17 protein-coding genes are annotated in these 15,902 nt (G+C 43.5%); 9 read left to right on the forward strand and 8 right to left on the reverse strand.

What is annotated here, in order from left to right; genetic code table 11:
• The first annotated feature begins 171 nt into the window (after window positions 1–171).
• A complete protein-coding gene (locus MSG33_RS00790; RefSeq protein WP_167427257.1) occupies window positions 172–561 on the forward strand; it encodes a VOC family protein in 390 nt (129 codons plus the stop codon).
• A gap of 91 nt (window positions 562–652) precedes the next feature.
• Window positions 653–1,393 (forward strand): DNA-binding transcriptional regulator YciT, encoded by a 741-nt coding sequence (locus MSG33_RS00795; protein WP_167427258.1) that lies wholly within the window; start codon window positions 653–655, stop codon window positions 1,391–1,393.
• Window positions 1,394–1,396: 3 nt separating this feature from the next.
• On the opposite strand, the gene MSG33_RS00800 is transcribed toward MSG33_RS00795, so the two are convergent.
• Genes MSG33_RS00800 through MSG33_RS00810 form a run of 3 tightly spaced genes read right to left on the reverse strand, consistent with a single transcriptional unit; the run spans window position 1,397 to window position 3,194 of the window.
• A complete protein-coding gene (locus MSG33_RS00800) occupies window positions 1,397–1,753 on the reverse strand; it encodes a VOC family protein (RefSeq protein WP_048624733.1) in 357 nt (118 codons plus the stop codon).
• 29 nt (window positions 1,754–1,782) lie between these two features.
• Entirely contained in the window at window positions 1,783–2,436 is a 654-nt protein-coding gene (locus MSG33_RS00805; RefSeq protein ID WP_167427259.1) for an isochorismatase family protein, read from the reverse strand.
• A 32-nt stretch (window positions 2,437–2,468) separates the two neighbouring features.
• Entirely contained in the window at window positions 2,469–3,194 is a 726-nt protein-coding gene (locus MSG33_RS00810) for an NUDIX domain-containing protein (protein ID WP_005373953.1), read from the reverse strand.
• 299 nt (window positions 3,195–3,493) lie between these two features.
• Between MSG33_RS00810 and pncB the strand changes: the two genes are divergently transcribed.
• The 4 genes from pncB (at window position 3,494) to MSG33_RS00830 (ending at window position 7,181) form a co-directional block, all read left to right on the forward strand.
• Window positions 3,494–4,804 carry a nicotinate phosphoribosyltransferase gene (pncB, locus tag MSG33_RS00815; RefSeq protein ID WP_104972285.1) on the forward strand — a complete coding sequence of 437 codons (1,311 nt, stop codon included), beginning with the start codon at window positions 3,494–3,496 and terminating at the stop codon, window positions 4,802–4,804.
• Window positions 4,805–5,138: 334 nt separating this feature from the next.
• On the forward strand, window positions 5,139–5,498 hold the full coding sequence (locus MSG33_RS00820) for an acyl-CoA synthetase (protein WP_248379403.1): 360 nt from the start codon (window positions 5,139–5,141) through the stop codon (window positions 5,496–5,498).
• Window positions 5,499–5,712: 214 nt separating this feature from the next.
• Window positions 5,713–6,231, forward strand: a complete 519-nt coding sequence (locus MSG33_RS00825; protein WP_005392659.1) for a glycine zipper 2TM domain-containing protein — start codon at window positions 5,713–5,715, stop codon at window positions 6,229–6,231.
• A gap of 170 nt (window positions 6,232–6,401) precedes the next feature.
• Entirely contained in the window at window positions 6,402–7,181 is a 780-nt protein-coding gene (locus MSG33_RS00830; protein ID WP_248379404.1) for a methyltransferase-like protein 9, read from the forward strand.
• 64 nt (window positions 7,182–7,245) lie between these two features.
• On the opposite strand, the gene MSG33_RS00835 is transcribed toward MSG33_RS00830, so the two are convergent.
• Window positions 7,246–8,142 (reverse strand): DMT family transporter, encoded by an 897-nt coding sequence (locus MSG33_RS00835; protein ID WP_046873824.1) that lies wholly within the window; start codon window positions 8,140–8,142, stop codon window positions 7,246–7,248.
• 94 nt (window positions 8,143–8,236) lie between these two features.
• On the opposite strand from MSG33_RS00835, the gene MSG33_RS00840 reads away from it, so the two are divergent.
• The 3 genes from MSG33_RS00840 (at window position 8,237) to MSG33_RS00850 (ending at window position 11,743) form a co-directional block, all read left to right on the forward strand.
• Window positions 8,237–9,121 carry a LysR family transcriptional regulator gene (locus tag MSG33_RS00840; protein ID WP_005392662.1) on the forward strand — a complete coding sequence of 295 codons (885 nt, stop codon included), beginning with the start codon at window positions 8,237–8,239 and terminating at the stop codon, window positions 9,119–9,121.
• Between the two features lie 180 nt (window positions 9,122–9,301).
• Entirely contained in the window at window positions 9,302–9,916 is a 615-nt protein-coding gene (locus MSG33_RS00845; protein ID WP_104970238.1) for an outer membrane beta-barrel protein, read from the forward strand.
• A gap of 159 nt (window positions 9,917–10,075) precedes the next feature.
• Entirely contained in the window at window positions 10,076–11,743 is a 1,668-nt protein-coding gene (locus tag MSG33_RS00850; RefSeq protein ID WP_248379406.1) for an ABC transporter substrate-binding protein, read from the forward strand.
• Window positions 11,744–11,816: 73 nt separating this feature from the next.
• Here MSG33_RS00850 and ompV read toward each other — a convergent pair whose 3' ends face one another.
• The 4 genes from ompV to MSG33_RS00870 all read right to left on the reverse strand — a co-directional run bounded on the left by ompV (window position 11,817) and on the right by MSG33_RS00870 (window position 15,727).
• Window positions 11,817–12,593: an outer membrane protein OmpV gene (gene ompV / locus MSG33_RS00855; protein ID WP_248379408.1), complete on the reverse strand. Its 777-nt coding sequence runs from the start codon at window positions 12,591–12,593 to the stop codon at window positions 11,817–11,819.
• A gap of 218 nt (window positions 12,594–12,811) precedes the next feature.
• Window positions 12,812–13,348 (reverse strand): copper resistance protein NlpE, encoded by a 537-nt coding sequence (locus MSG33_RS00860; protein ID WP_046873821.1) that lies wholly within the window; start codon window positions 13,346–13,348, stop codon window positions 12,812–12,814.
• A 257-nt stretch (window positions 13,349–13,605) separates the two neighbouring features.
• Complete coding sequence (locus tag MSG33_RS00865) at window positions 13,606–14,835, reverse strand: glycine betaine/L-proline ABC transporter ATP-binding protein (protein WP_248379410.1); 1,230 nt, start codon at window positions 14,833–14,835, stop codon at window positions 13,606–13,608.
• Window positions 14,828–15,727: a proline/glycine betaine ABC transporter permease gene (locus MSG33_RS00870; protein ID WP_248379412.1), complete on the reverse strand. Its 900-nt coding sequence runs from the start codon at window positions 15,725–15,727 to the stop codon at window positions 14,828–14,830. The genes MSG33_RS00865 and MSG33_RS00870 overlap by 8 nt, the downstream gene beginning before the upstream one ends.
• Window positions 15,728–15,902 lie beyond the last annotated feature (175 nt).

Genomic DNA, 15,902 nt, shown 5'->3' on the forward strand with positions numbered 1-15,902 from the left:
CGCCATTATGGACATCACTTTCGCTCAAACACAACTCCAACCATAGATTTAATGACTCATCGATGAGCAGTTCGGACATAAAACAGGAACAACTCGGTGATGATTTGCTCTCTTTTTTGTGCTGCTTTTCCTCGTTAGATTGAGCGCAGTTAAGAGCTAAGGGGAATCCTAATGAAAATTGAACATATCGCGATTTGGACAGAACGTTTGGAAGAGTTAAAAGCCTTCTATGAGAAATATTTTAACGCGGTGTCTAACGATAAATACCACAACCCAACTAAGCAGTTTTCATCTTACTTTCTTTCGTTTGAAAGTGGAGCGCGATTGGAGTTAATGTCGATGGAAGGTGTGACCGCTTGTGAAAAATCTCATGCGATGCAGGTAACAGGATTAGCACACTTTGCCTTCGCTTTAGTATCAGAGCAGGCGGTGGATCAATTAACCAAAACCTTAGTAGATGATGGCTACCAATGGATCGACGGTCCGAGACAAACGGGTGATGGTTACTACGAAAGCTGCGTATTAGATCCGGATGGCAACCGTCTAGAGCTTACGGTGTAACGCGACTTAGCTTATTTCTATCGTTCACAGGCTGCTTTCATATGAAAGTGTTCGGGCGTATACTGCAAGCTCATTAATAAGGAGTGAGCCTGTGAACCCAAGACAAAATGAAATCCTGCAATTAGTGAATGATCGTAAACGCGTTCAAGTCACGGAGCTTTCTGACATTATCGGCGTGTCGGGCGTGACCATCAGGCAGGATTTGAATTTTCTGGAGCAACAGGGCTATCTAAAGCGCGTACACGGCGCAGCTACCGCATTGCAAAGTGATGATATTGATACCCGATTAGAAGTCCGTTTCGATATTAAACAATCACTTGCAAATAAAGCGGCGGACTTGGTATCACCAAACGAAACCGTATTGATCGAGGGCGGCAGTGCTAATGCGCTCTTGGCTCGCACTTTAGCTGAACGCGGCGATGTGACCATCATTACCCCATCGGCGTACATCGCCCATCTCATCCGTAACACCTCAGCTAACATCATCTTGCTTGGTGGTGTGTATCAGCATCAAGGTGAGAGCCTCGTTGGCCCGCTCACCAAACTCTGTATTGAGAACATTCACTTCAGCACGGCTTTCTTGGGTATCGACGGATTTCACCAAGACACTGGTTTTACTAGCCGAGACATGATGCGTGCCGACATCGCAGAGGCCATTCTGGCAAAGAATAGACGTAACATCGTACTGACGGACTCCAGTAAATTTGGACAGATTTATCCTTCTTCAATTGGCAATACCAACGAAATATCGGTGTTGTTAACTGACAAAGCCGCTCCGAAAAGCGACCTTGAGCAAATCAAAAAGCTAGGTGTGGAAGTGTTGTTGGGGTAAGTACTAATGGCTCTCCGACCATACTGCGAATTCATTTCCACTTGGTTCGGTGAAGTGGAATCGGCAGCCGCCGGGAAATTCGAAAATAGGGCGGATAATTTTTCCACCATGCTGCTCAACTTTTATCTGCGTGGCCTGAATATCTGAGCTATAAAACACTAAAAGTGCGCCACCATTTGCGGTTTGGTTTACAAACTCAGATTTGAAGAATCCGCCATCTAACCCTTGTCCTGAAAATGCAGAGTATTCAGGACCATAATCGATAAAAGTCCAGTCAAAGGTACGCTCGAAAAATTGTTTTGTAGCGTTAATATTGGTGGAACCAAATTCGACGTAATTCAATTTTTCATGTTGATGCATAGTGAAATCCTTCTCGGTTACTATCGTCTCTAGGCGAATTTTTCTACGATGATGTCATCCGCTTTTTCGACAAATAATGCGCCTTGATCCTTGAGCTCTGTAAGCACATTTTCAACATTATCAGGCAGTACAGCGCGAGTTGAAGCAAGGTTGACCACCACATTGTAGCCAAGATTCAGTGCTTGCATGACGGATTTCTTCACACAAAAATCTAGCGCGAGACCACCGATCACTAGGGTATCAATCCCGTTGAACTTTAGAAATTCATGTGCACCTGTCGTTTTAGTATCGGCAATATCATGGAAGAAAATACCGTAAGGATGCGCATCAGGATCCATGCCTTTATTAACTTGAAAATCATAGTCCAAAACAGGTGGTAAACCGTCTAAAAGTTCAGAACCTGTTGTGCCAAGTACACAATGGCGGTTCCATTTTATATCCACATTGGGTAGACCGACGGGTTCAAGCATGTTGGCTGGTGTTTCGGCATCCCATTTTGCTTTTGGTGGGTGTAAGTCACGACTGACCAGTTTTAATCGGCCTTTGGCATGATTACTCAGAAGCTCCGGTACGATTTCCAACGCACCTGCAACGGGCAGTTCATTTGGACATAACTCGCTAAAGCCTTTCTCTGGATCAACGTCGATCACTGCTGTAGTTTGATAGTTTACTCGAACAGTCATGGCAGACTCCTTGTCTGTCTGATTGCCTGCGTTTATCCACGCAAACAGTTTTGAAAAAAGGTTACTTCGTCGCTGGTCAGCGTATATACCATTGCGGGTTTTCCACCTTTGCCTTTGTTGGTAGAAGCGACTTTATTGGTGGGCTTTAGTACGCCTGAATCTATCAAGCGGCGCTTAATCGTCATTCGGCTAATATCAATACCAAACTCTTGATAAGCAGAAATGATGTCGGCAACCAAAAACTCTTTGTCTAATGCAAACAAAAGAACCGATGTGTATTCAATGGATGCACGAAGCTTCTGCCACGCTTTTTCAATGGTTTTTTGATGGTCAAACGCGAGAGTCTCTTCTCCATTGAGTATAGCTTGTAGCGAAAACCATTTAAGTTGGCACTCTGGTACACCTGCATTGTTGATTTGCTCTACATTGTTACGATCGACTAAGGCGTAGTGCGTAATGTTTAAGCTCCAGTCTTCTGGATCACGTTTGGGATCGCCGTCGATAAAAGCTTCACTAAAGTGACGAGGGTAGGTATGGATTTTCTCGCGGCAAATTCGGCGACGCGCCGCCTCAAAGTTTTCATCGGCCGGGCGTCCTCCTTCACTGGTTAAGTCTTTATCAAAGACAAATCCGCCCGGTAGTGCCCAGACTCCATGGTATGGCCGATTTGGATTTGAACGTTTAATCAACAACACTTCCAATCCCTTATCGGCACAGCCAGATAGCCTGAATGGAATAATGTCGACAGATACGATCATGGTTGGGTCCTAATATTGATTTGTAAGTAATCTAGCGCATAACAAGTGGTCAATCAATGGGTAAGTAACGAGTTGTGCGAAACGTTTTTGGTAGTGCTTCATAGTACGCCTTGAGTATAAATCTACGAATAAATCTGACTTATTCACAATCTGTGTGCGAATTCTAGACAGAAAAACCTTATAAAAATGAGTGGTTAGTAACAAAAGTTGACAAACTATAGATGGGTGTTTATTGTTTACGCAAATTAGTTAGTAACAAAAAGTTATATACCCAGGAAGGGCGTGTAGAAGGGCACCTAATGACCACCAAACTATTTTCTTCCCGCATCATTCAAAGCGCTTTGGATTTTGATGTCTACAAAGTCAATATGATGAGCGCAGTAACAGCGCTTTACCCTGATGCGATGGTGTCATACAAATTTATTGTGCGTAGCGAGGAAGATCTCTCTGAACTGCTACCAGAGGTAAAAGCAGAAGTTCTTAAACTGCAAGACATTCAATTTACGCAAGAAGAAATCGAATACATCAAGCGTGTCGCGCCTTACCTGAATCCTGATTTTGTTGATGCATTGCGCCATTTCCGGTTTAACCCGCAAAGCGATGTCTCTTTCCACAATAAAGCCATGGCCGATGGCTCAAGCCAGTTACGCATTACTATCAATGGTTTGTGGCGAGATACTATTTTGTACGAAACGATCATCATGAGCATCGTGTCTGAAGTTCGTAGCCGTCAGCGTTGGTCAGATATCCCTGTAGCGCAATTTACCACCGTTTTAGAAGAAAAAGTTCGGTACCTAAAATCCGAACTAAAACGTCGTAACATCACTAACTTTAAGTTTTCTGATATGTCGACGCGTCGACGTTTTTCCTTTCAAGCTCAGCGCACCATGCTGGAGTATTTGTGCCAGGAAGTGCCGGAATGTTTGACAGGAACAAGCAACTACCACTTAGCAAAAGAACTGAATTTAACGCCTATCGGTACCGTTGCTCATGAATGGTTTATGGGCCATCAAGCTCTGGTGAATGTGCGAGATTCGCAAAAAGTGGCTTTGCAACGTTGGCAAAAAATGTTTAACGGTGCACTAGGTATTGCACTGACCGACACGATTGGTATTGATGCCTTCCTTAAAGACTTTGATGAAGAGCTAAGTAACGCGTATTTCGGTGTACGTCACGATAGTGGTTGCCCTTATAGCTGGGGTGAAAAAATGATTGCACACTATCAGTCGCTTAATATAGACCCGTTAACAAAAACACTGGTGTTTACCGACGGACTTAACTTCGAACAAGCGTTAGATATTTGCGAGTATTTCCAAGGACGTATTCAGGTGAGTTTCGGTATCGGTACTTTTCTTGCGAACGATATGGGTGATTATGTCAATAAAGAGGGTGAAGCCTACCAGCCACTTTCTATCGTGATCAAAATGGTCACGTGCAATGGTTCACCAGTCGCAAAAATCAGTGACGAACCTGAGAAAGCCATGTGTGAAGATATCTTCTTTTTGATGAACCTCAAGCGCCGCTTCGAGCAACCTCTTGATTTAAATGAGTGTCGTAAACTGATTGATCGTCTAGAAACTGAAGGTCAAAACTATCTCATCGACGCGTAGGCGTTATCCCCCCTTCTTGATAAGCACCCTCTATCGTTACGACAAATTTATATAGACAAACGTAGAGGGTGATTTCGTTATAGTAATACGCAGAAGTAACCAGATACAGCGTAGGAAAGCACTCGAAAATAAGGTTGTTTTTTTGATGTGCTATGTGCCTATGATTGGTGTAAATCGATACGTTACAGCATCGTGGAAGGTGTATTTCCATCAGACACTAAACTCAGTCTAATCACGTAGTTTATTCCCATGTACCATGAGGTCACTCGGGTATAGACGTCTATCTGCTTTTATGACTTTGGGCTTCGCGTAATTGCTTGAATCAGGAGTCAAAATGAACCTAGTAGTACATTTGCAAAAGAAAGCGATCCGAAAATATGGCTATGAGATGGCCACTCGTCAAGCATGGAAATGTGGCATCAAGGCAAATCTTGTTAAGCGCGTGATCGGCCTTTTTAAAGGACAAATTGTGTGTGTGGTTGAAGGTTGTCGCGCAGAGTGTTCTTCTCCTCTTAATAACCCCCTTCACGAAGATGACAAGCAAGGGCGATATGTGTTTGTTGGCGGTGTATGCTGGGAACCAAACAACATTATTGCTCCTGGTTTTCCTGACTTTATGTTTATGCACGTGCGTAACCTGAGTCACCGTCATAAGTATTTAACGGATGACGAACTGTTTTTAAGCTTGGCTTAAAAATAAGCCTCATAGGTTAATCTAGCCTAACCATAATCAGTAATGATACGGTTTTAGCTTAGTTGACATTCTGTTGAGTGTTTCTTGACGTACCTTTTATAAAACAGTGTTTCTTTACTCGTTAATGACAGAGGGTTTGTTTTCGCCTGATGTGATTTCCTAATTGCGATTTACTATACCGCTCATCAAAGCAAACCATACTGGGATGTAAATCATGAATATGAAATCTATCGCAATTGCAACGGCAGTTGTTGCTGTACTAGCAGGCTGTAAAGACAAAACGCCACCAGCTCCAACCCAAGCAAACATTACTTTGGTTGAAGCGGTGACTGAAACTGTGAAAAATCCACACCAAGTATGTAAAGACGTGGTAGTAACGGAGCAAGTTGCTCCTACGGATGATAATAAAATAATTGGTACGGTCGGCGGCGCAGCAGCTGGCGCGGCATTGGGTAACCAAATCGGTGGCGGCTCAGGTAAAGTGATTGCAACTGCAGCTGGTACGATCGCTGGTGCATTAACGGGTCGTAAGATTCAGGAGAACGTGCAACAAGGCGATGTAGTGACAACGACGAAAAAGCAGTGCCACACAGAATACACAACATCTGAAAAAGTAGTGGGTTACGATGTCACTTATGAAGTTTCAGGTGCGCCAACGACGGTTCGCTTAGCGAGCAAGCCAGCGACAAAAACGTTCCCAATTCAAGATGGCAAAGTTGTTCTTCCGCAATAACTAGCTCCTCAACCGAAGTAATTAACAAGCCCTTTTATCTTTGAGATGAAAGGGCTTTTTCACATAAGCGGTGTTTTCATCTATTTTCCCGCGGGAATGTGCAGCCAGAATTACCAGCTAATTTCAGCGTTCGATACAATCACTTTTCGAAAAGTACGAACGGAAAAAACATGGAAGATTTTTACCTGACCGATCGCGGTTTAGCTGGTTATTTCGAAGCGCAATGGTTCGACAAGTTCATCGAAGATAAGCAGATTGAGACGATAACCAGTCGCTCAAAACAAGTCCCACTCTCTTTTTTGTCATCACCTCACTGCTCCCAAGTTGCTGATTTTATTGCGCAGATGGCACTTGAGAGCGGCGTTCAGCCGTATTCCCTACTTGAGGTTGGCGCGGCGCTGGGAAGAAACTATTATGAGTTAGTGCAACGCTTACCTAACCTTAAAGAAGCGACGCTTGTGGAGCCTTCAAATAGGTTGATGGATGGCTTGAAGCAACTATTAATAGAAGAACAACGAGTCGAGCTAACTTATCTTCACGATGTGAACACCTTAAACGCTTTAGAGGTAGAGAATAGAGATATCGTACAGAAATGTGCTCATGTTGATTTGACGCTGATTAACCAACCTTTTGAGCACGATACTCTCCAGTCTAGCTTTGATTTAGTCGTATGTTTGAACGTGGTTGATCAATGTGAGTCGCCACTTAGCGTGATCAACGCTCTAAAAGAAGCCACCAAGGTTGGCGGGTTGATGGTTGTCTCTTGCACTTATCAGTGGAACGCGAAACACATCAAAAATGAAGACGAAGCGGTCGATGATATAAAAGAGTACTTTGCTGAAGGTTGGCGTTTAGTATCGGAAGCCGATCATGAATATCGCATCCGGTTTAATGATCGTTTTGCAAGGCAGTTTTTATCTCATGTGGTCGCTTACATCAGAATGGATTAGAGCCACATAAAAAAACCGAGTACTTACGACTCGGTTTTTTTAGTCTTTGAGATAGAGCGCGATTTTAAGTAACGTGCGCCTCTTTTTGTTCTCGCTCTTGCTGAGCTTGCAGCTTTTTCTTGCGACGTTCTCGTTTAGAAAGCCAAACCAGCGGCACAACAATCATTATTGTTCCTATAGCCATAAATATATCTGGCACTTCTCCAAACCAAATCAATCCCACAAACACGGCACCAATTAAGCCACTGTATTCAGCGCTGGCAATTTTGTTGCTATCGATCGAGCGGTAAGCGATGACACATGTTGCTGCATAAATCATGATGAACAAACTTGAGCCAGCAGCAACAGGGAAAGCACTCCAGTCCCAAGGTTCTGCTTCGATCAGAACAAGCAAGAAGGCTACTGGAATACCTGCCAAGTTTGTCATCAATAACGTTTGCATGACGGACTGATTTTTTGGCAGTTTTCGAATGAGCAAGTTATTGATTGCCAGGGTAATAGCCACAACTAAAGCCGAAATCGCTGCCCAGTCGATTTGATCTGGACGAATGATGACCAACACACCGGCAAAGCCCATTATCGCAGCGGCGACCGATTGCTTAGATAACTGTTCTCCAAAAAAGATTGCTGCAAGCGGCAACATGATCAATGGCGCGGCGTAGAAGATTGCGTTCGCAGTTGCGAGCGGTAAAGATGAAATCGCCAAAACCATAAATATAGCACCAAGCAACCACACGTGAGCGCGGACAGCATGCCATTTAAATCCTTCAAGAAAATGAGTCTTTTTTGTCAGCAAGCAGACAGGCAGTAGGAAAAGCACTGCGGAAATTTGTCGGAAAAAGACAAACTGAAAAATAGGCACTTCATTTCCGACACTTTTAATTAAAGAGTCCGAAAGCACCGCAATGAGATTCCCAACAATTAATAGCAGCATAGCTGCGCCGACCGATGTAACTTTCACTTATTTCCTCTCCTCTTTCTTTGCCAAAGAGTAGGTGATGTCATAGGATGAAGTGAAGTGATATTTATTAGTTTAAGTATGAGATTTATAGATAATGAAATTGCCACCACTCAGAGCGGTTCACTGTTTTGAATCTGTCGCTCGAAACTCTAGCTTTTCGCTTGCGGCTGAAGAGCTCAATGTGACGCAAAGTGCCGTTAGTCATCAGATACGATTATTGGAAGATTATTTGGGCGAGTCATTATTTATTCGTCAAGGAAGAAAGCTCTCTTTATCGGATACTGGTGCTCGTTATTTAGAGGATATTAGCCCGGCAATTAGCTCTATTGCGATGGCCAGCCAAAAGGTGAGAGAAGGGGACAAAGGCAGCATACGTTTAGCGATTTATAGCTCGCTTGCCGTAAAGTGGCTTATTCCGCGTTTGTCTGATTTTAAGCGGTTACATCCGGAAATCGATCTGACACTCAATATGGTTGTTGGTGATCCTGAGCAGACAGATAGCGTTGGTGATTGTTTTATCACGGTAGAGAAGCCAAAGCGCAACTATATGTCGGTGAAGTTATACGCGGAAACGCTGTATCCGGTATGCAGCCATAAAATTTGGAAAGAGTTACAAGATCAACCCATTCCAGAAGCGCTTTGGCGATATCCTATTTTGTCAACAGACTCTATTTATCGTGAGAGAGGAAAAGACTGGGCAGAGTGGTGCAGAGCGGGTGGTTACACTTTGCCGAAAGATGTCGATGTTCAACATTTTAGTCATATGTTGCTGGCAATTGAGGCTGCACGTTATGACCAAGGCATCGCATTTGCGAATGATTTTATGCTCAATGAAAGAGATAAAGCGCATGATTTGGTGTATATCCCTTCTCATGGATTAGAGACGGGGGACAGCTTTTATTTTATTCATAAAAAGAGCCGAGCCAAGCAGGCGGAAATTATCAAACTCACTAATTGGTTGAAGCAACAGTGCTTGTGAAATGACTAAATTGTCATGATTAAGAAAGAAAGTGGCAAAGTTGTGTTTAAATATTTCATGTTTTATTGAGTTTTTATTCATTAACATCAACTTGGTTTTGAAACCGAGTGAAATGGATAGCATGACGTGCTTAAGGATGGGCAAAACACAACCTCAATAATTAACAGGCAGTGAAATACAATGTTTAAAAAAACATGGCTAATGACAGCCCTTCTAGCAACATGTTCTGTTGCAAACGCAGCTCCTTACGTTGGTGTATCTGTAGGTCAAGCATCGTTTGGTGATGTAAACGGTTCACTCAGCGCTGGTGGAAATACCGCAACTACTAAGCTTAAACTTGAAGATGATTCAAGCCTGTCAGGTAAAGTATTTGGTGGTTACAAGTTCAACGAATACATTTCTCTAGAAGCAGCCATTGGTGGCTACGATGCTTTAGACGGCAAAGTTGTCACAGTTGGCGATATGAAGTTTTTAGCCATCCAACCAAAAGCGACGTTGCCAATCGGTGACCATTTTAATCTTTTTGCGAAAGCAGGCCTTTCCTATTTTAATGCTGAAGTAAAAGTGAGTAATGCGGTTTTAGGCGGCAGTACTGGCCATACCACGCTTTCTGATAGCACGGTTACTGGCATGTACGGTTTAGGTGCTGAATTTGCTATTACCAAAAACTTTGCACTGCAGGTTGAGTGGGAGTACATGATGCCTGAGCTAGAAGTATCAAAAGGAGCGTATGGCAAAGGAACCGTTGATACTGAAATCAATGTATTCTCAGTAGGTATGAACTACCGCTTCTAAGAATAAGTATTTAGTGCTCTCTGGGCGTAGCAAACGTTTTTGACTTCTGTTGGTCGAGCTAAGCCCGAGCTTTAAATTTGCTTAGATATAGCATAGTAAGTTTAGTTGTTAAGCTTACTATGCTATTTTTTTGCTTTGGAAAAACGCTTAGGAAGCCTTGTGAACGATGTCAATCTTAGGTATCTGGATCTACTGTTAAAGCACTTTGAACCTCATCAATATCACTTTGTTACGCTGTCGGAGCTTGAAGTGGTAATTTGTACGTCAAGGCGCAATGTTTCTATTGTGATGAAAAAGCTTGCCACCTACGGTTGGGTAGATTGGAAACCTGCAATTGGCAGAAGTAACGCCAGCCGCCTGAATATTACTATTTCCCTTCAACAAGCGATGACCGAATTTTTGGTAGAGGAGCTTGGTCGGGGAAGAATGAACTCGATAACAAAACTTATCGATTGGTTTGGCCAAAGTGCTGTCAGGGCGCTGACGATTGCCTCTGAAAAAGTGAACCAGTTGAATGAGTCAAATAATGCTATTTTGATCTCCTCTTATCCTTGGGTGTCTAAGGTCGATCCTGCGAATACTTATCGTCATACTGAACTGCATGTGGCGAAAAGTGTTTATGATGTTTTGCTGACTCAAAATTCCAATGGTGGCATTGAGCCTTCGCTAGCACATGAGTGGAAAATGGAAGGCAATGTGATGATGTTATGGTTGAGACCTGGAATATATCGTCACGATGGCGAACTTCTTAGCATACAAGATGTTGTTTGGAGCATAGAAAGACTTAAGGAAATAAAAGGACCAGTACACGAGCTCTGGCAATGCATTGACAGTGTGGTTGCCGAAACATCGAGCTGCTTAAAAATTACATTGAAACATCCGAACATGTTTTTTCCATACATACTAACCACTCCTCACGCTTCTATTCTTTGTCGAGATGTTGTTTCTTTCGGCTCGGGTTATTCGTACCACATAGGTACTGGACCATTTAAAATTAGTGGTTGGAACCAAGAGAGTATGCTTCTTCAAGCACACAAAGAATATTTTTCATCGCGTGCATTGTTAGACCAAATTACGCTGTCTCATGGTGATGTTAAGGCCCTGAATATGTTGAGTTTTAACCAAACATCTGATCACGTTGAAGTGGAAAAAATCAGTGCATTTTCATATTTGACCTATCGGGAGCGCGCGGACTCTAATCTTGCAAAAGAAGACTGGCATCAACTCGCCGATTACATCAATGCGCAAAAGAGAATCTATGAGGCGCACAGTGCCATTGACAGTATTCAGTTAGCGACCCAAGAGCACGATTTACTAATAGCAGAGGCTGTTGTGACGCCTAAGCTACAAGGTAAAGTAGCGCTAGCTGAGCCAGTCTGGACGATACCGAGTTTAATTCGTCACTCTGAGTGGTTGCACCGTGTGATTCGGGCGACGGGATTAGAGCTGGAGATCGTCATTATTGATGATATTAGTTTTCCTGAAGTCGCATCACATCGAGCGGACTTGCTTTTCCTTGAAGAAGTATTGGAAGCGCCGTTTGAATATGGTGTATTTGAATGGTTATCGATAGCAACAGGGCTGCGTTTTAGCTTTGATCAAAGCCAGATGTTGATCCATCGAGAAAACCTTCGCGATGCCATGACAAATGCTCAATCTTTACAATCTCTTTTAGGCGTAGAAAAAGCGTTACGAGAGCAGTACCTTTATTTGCCTTTATTTGTTGGTTATGAAGAGGTGACAAAAACACAGCAAGTGCGCGGTGTTCAGGTGGAAAATACGGGTTACAGCGATTTGCATCGTCTCTGGATCGCTCACTCTAACTAGCATATTTCGATACGGGCATAAGAGTATGAATACATAAAGCCATCGCAATGATGGCTTTATGTGGAATGTAGAGTTAGAAGTTGTACGACACACTCGCACCAACAACCCATTGGTTTGCACTATCAACAATCGAGGAATCGCTGATACCGCTGCCTAGGCGAGTGTATTGTGTCATTTGGCTCACTTGCCAGTTATCGTTGATTGGCATCACTAGCTTGTAGCCTAAACCATAGCTTACTGTTGAATCACCTTTGTACGCTTTGCGGTTTGCATTTGCTTCGCGTTGTTTTACGCCAAAGTAGTAATCTACGTAGTCTTCACTTTGATAAGTTAGGTTAGCAAAAGGAACAAAATCAACACTACCGAAGTTCATAATGTGGAAGTAAGTCGCACCCGCTACGTAACCTTTGTAAGCACCACTGATATCATGTTGAAGGTATGTTGAAATCACATTGTGTTGATCTAACGTAAAGTCAGTGTTCAAACCTAAATCGACAGCAAAGCGACGTTTATCCGTGCCTTTCAGGCTCTTTGCAATATCACCGTCACGCATTACACCACTGCCAACAAGGTAAGCACTCATGTTGATTAATTCATTGGTGTTACCGAAGAAGCGGTAGTTAATGCCACTTAGATCGGCGTTAAAGTCGTCACCATGGTAACCGCCATTTAGAATTGGAGCTGTATTGTATTTTTGATCTTTGAAAAGATCGCTGCCATGAGCCACTCCGACTTCCGCGTTCCAGCCACCTTCATTGTTGTAGATGTTACCGTTACGAATATAAGTATCACCAGCAACCGCTGAACCAGCAGCAGTCAGAGTTAGTAGTGCAATTAATGTCTTTTTCATCATTTTTCCGAGTTGTTCTGATTCGTTTTGAACACTGTACAAAATGAAGTTGTAAGCCTCTATCAGCAAAGCGTATGGAAATGTAATGAACCATCAGGATAAGAAGCGGAATGTAAGATCATAGGAGTAAGATAAGAAAGGCAACCGCCGTCGATGGAAAGAAAAATCCGAGCTGGGGTAGCTCGGATTTAGATTATTTATCAGGTATCGATACTAACTTATTGTTGTTTCGTTAAGTTGTATAACGGTGCTAGGTCACCTGTTACTTTTTCGCCATTCATGTCTAGCTTCATAAGTACATTTTCACCAACAAAGTATTGGTTTGGCGCATCTTCGTTTGTCAACGTTACGATGCTGCCGTTTGCATCCCAAGTGAATTGGCCTTCAGACTTTGACTGACCGTCTTCTTTGTCTTGGTAGCTTTCTTCAAGTACGTAAGTGCCATCTTGATTTAGTGTGATGGTCATGTCGATACCTGAACAATCCGCACATGGAAGCGTACCTTTGTATGTGCCGTTCCAGTCAAGGGCATTTTGTGCGTTATGCTCAGAGTCTACAAATGTTTCTTCAGTGATGACTTGTTCTTCTGCTACTGGCAGCGTGTCAATTGTCTCTGTAGTAACTTCTGCGCTAGTAGTGACTTCAGTTTCTGTCGCTTGAGGTACTTCAACTGCGCTTGTTTCGGCAGGTTTCTCATCTTGACAGCCTGCAAGAATGATTACCGCGCCTGTTAGTGCCAACATTGTTTTTTTCATCTTATCCCTCTTTAAATCAAGATTTTGTATGAGAGTAATAGTAGACATTTATCAGGTATTTGCGTCATCAAAAAGCAATAGAATGATCTATCTATGTCAATAAAACCGAATATGAGCATGAAATTGTCAGGAAAATCAGAACAATGTAAATGTTGATTGGGATATCAAGCTTGAGTCTACAAATAAATATCTAGAGGGGTGGGGGGCAGAGATAGTGAAAACAGCCCACATTGCTGTGAGCTGTTTTATTAAATCAGTTAAGAGGCCTTATCGATGTTTGAACGCGAGGTGCTTCGTTTTGTGCTGTCTTCATAAGCGAATAGATCAGCAACAGTACGACGCTCTAGTTCACCTTTCAAATGACCATGCTCATCGACAACGGGCAGTGAGTATTCGCACGACATGGTTTCAGTCAATATTTGCTCAATGGCTGAATGGGGAGAGATGATAGGCACTTCTTCATAGATATCATCATCCCAGCTTGGGGGGTGAGCTAACTTCGTCGCGTCTAGTAACCCTTGTTGCGTTATCACGCCTTGATAGCCTGAATCGGTTACATGATAAGCATAATCACGTTTTACACGTTTCATCTCACTGAGCGCTTCTTCAATGGTTTTAGCGGCAATGCGATATGAAGGTGGCTGCATCACAGTCTCAACCGTCAATGCTCGCGCTCTATTGACGTCTTTTACAAAGGCTTCAACGTACTCATCGGCAGGATGCAGCAATATTTCGTCTGGTGAACCTTGTTGGACAAGCTCACCGTCTTTAAGGATCGCAATGCGATCGCCAAGGCGCAATGCTTCATCTAAGTCGTGAGTAATAAAAACAATCGTTTTGTGTAACTGCTGTTGCAGTTCTATTAACTGATCCTGCATTTCGCTTCGAATCAGTGGGTCCAGCGCTGAAAATGCCTCGTCCATCAACAGTATTTCGGCGTCGGTAGCCAGTGCCCGTGCAAGGCCCACACGCTGTTGCTGACCACCTGATAGCTGAGCGGGGTATTGGTTCTCATAACCCGTTAATCCAACGGTATCCAACCATTCGTTTGCTTTTTCTAAGCGCGCTTCTTTACTTATTCCTTGAATTTCCAAACCGTAAGCGATGTTGTCGATAACAGTGCGATGAGGCAATAAGCCAAAACGTTGAAACACCATCGACATCTTATGACGACGAAACTGCTCTAACTCCTTGTTAGAAAGCTGCATGACATCTACCCCTTCCACCAAAATCTGTCCCATGGTTGGATCGATTAGGCGATTGAAGTGGCGAATCATGGTGGACTTACCTGAACCGGATAAACCCATGATGACGAAAATCTCGCCCTTTTTAATTTGGAGGTTGATGTCTTTTAGCCCGACCGTGTGCCCCGTTTCCGCCAACACGTGTTCTTTACTATGTCCCAACTTGACGCGCTCAATCACGCTGTTGGGTTTGGGGCCGAAGATTTTATACAGACCGCTGATTTCGATAAGTGGACTAGTCATGCTTTAAATCTCCTAGATGGGCTTGAGTGCGTTTCGCATACGCTTGTGAAGCGCGGTCGAAAAGAATCGCTAGGGCGACAATGGCTAGACCATTTAAAAGACCAAGAGTGAAATATTGATTGGTAATCGACTTAAGAACGGGCTGGCCCAAACCTTTTACCCCAATCATCGATGCGATGACAACCATCGACAGTGCCATCATTATCGTTTGGTTGATTCCCGCCATGATGGTTGGCATTGCGAGCGGAAGTTGGACCCCCAAAAGCCGCTGTTTACTGCTGGCACCAAATGCGGTTGCGGCTTCCAACACTTCTTTATCCACCAAACGAATACCCAAATTAGTTAAACGAATAACAGGTGGAATCGCGTAGATTACTACTGCGATGAGGCCAGGAATTTTGCCTATCCCGAGTAACATAACAACTGGGATGAGGTACACAAATGCCGGCATGGTCTGCATGACGTCGAGTAATGGTGTCACAACTGACTGAATACGATTAGAGCGCGCCATGGCGATGCCGATAGGGATCCCGAGTGTGATTGCCAGCATGGTACACACCGTGATAATACTGAGCGTGCGCATTGTGTCTTCCCACATGCCGAAGTAGCCAATCAGGATAAGTGAGCCAAAACATGCGATGGCCAGTTTCCAAGAGCGACTAGCGGCATAAACGAGGGCGGTGCAGACGCCTAAAACAATGACCCAAGGTGTTGAAATAAGCAGTTTTTCAAACCAGACAAGAAATGAAAGGAGCGGATCAAAGAGAGACTCGATAAGTTCACCATATTCACGAGAGAAATCTCGGTAGGCGCCATCGAGTGTTTTGCGAATCGCTCTAAGATCAGAGCGATCCATTTCTGGGAATTCGCTGAGCCAATTCGAGTCAGACATATTTACTTCCTTTTCTGATATATCTAGGTGCCCTCAAGAGACGTGATTCAGCAAGAATGGCTGGGATCGTAGACCAAGTAATGATTGGTGGTTCGATAGGTCCTCCATCTATTGTTTTACCCTTTAGGCTCATTTCAATGCAGTCGACCTGCACTTTATAGTTACTTAGGGAGAC

Source organism: Vibrio sp. 1CM7H, assembly GCF_023161645.1.
Lineage (GTDB): Bacteria > Pseudomonadota > Gammaproteobacteria > Enterobacterales > Vibrionaceae > Vibrio > Vibrio diabolicus.

Coding starts and splice junctions, on each gene's coding strand:
- pncB (WP_104972285.1), top strand. CDS start 3,494: ATGACCACCAAACTATTTTCTTCCCGCATCATTCAAAGCGCTTTGGAT.
- MSG33_RS00790 (WP_167427257.1), top strand. CDS start 172: ATGAAAATTGAACATATCGCGATTTGGACAGAACGTTTGGAAGAGTTA.
- MSG33_RS00845 (WP_104970238.1), top strand. CDS start 9,302: ATGTTTAAAAAAACATGGCTAATGACAGCCCTTCTAGCAACATGTTCT.
- MSG33_RS00830 (WP_248379404.1), top strand. CDS start 6,402: ATGGAAGATTTTTACCTGACCGATCGCGGTTTAGCTGGTTATTTCGAA.
- MSG33_RS00825 (WP_005392659.1), top strand. CDS start 5,713: ATGAATATGAAATCTATCGCAATTGCAACGGCAGTTGTTGCTGTACTA.
- MSG33_RS00865 (WP_248379410.1), bottom strand. CDS start 14,835: ATGACTAGTCCACTTATCGAAATCAGCGGTCTGTATAAAATCTTCGGC.
- MSG33_RS00805 (WP_167427259.1), bottom strand. CDS start 2,436: ATGACTGTTCGAGTAAACTATCAAACTACAGCAGTGATCGACGTTGAT.
- MSG33_RS00870 (WP_248379412.1), bottom strand. CDS start 15,727: ATGTCTGACTCGAATTGGCTCAGCGAATTCCCAGAAATGGATCGCTCT.
- MSG33_RS00820 (WP_248379403.1), top strand. CDS start 5,139: ATGAACCTAGTAGTACATTTGCAAAAGAAAGCGATCCGAAAATATGGC.
- MSG33_RS00810 (WP_005373953.1), bottom strand. CDS start 3,194: ATGATCGTATCTGTCGACATTATTCCATTCAGGCTATCTGGCTGTGCC.
- ompV (WP_248379408.1), bottom strand. CDS start 12,593: ATGAAAAAGACATTAATTGCACTACTAACTCTGACTGCTGCTGGTTCA.
- MSG33_RS00800 (WP_048624733.1), bottom strand. CDS start 1,753: ATGCATCAACATGAAAAATTGAATTACGTCGAATTTGGTTCCACCAAT.
- MSG33_RS00840 (WP_005392662.1), top strand. CDS start 8,237: ATGAAATTGCCACCACTCAGAGCGGTTCACTGTTTTGAATCTGTCGCT.
- MSG33_RS00860 (WP_046873821.1), bottom strand. CDS start 13,348: ATGAAAAAAACAATGTTGGCACTAACAGGCGCGGTAATCATTCTTGCA.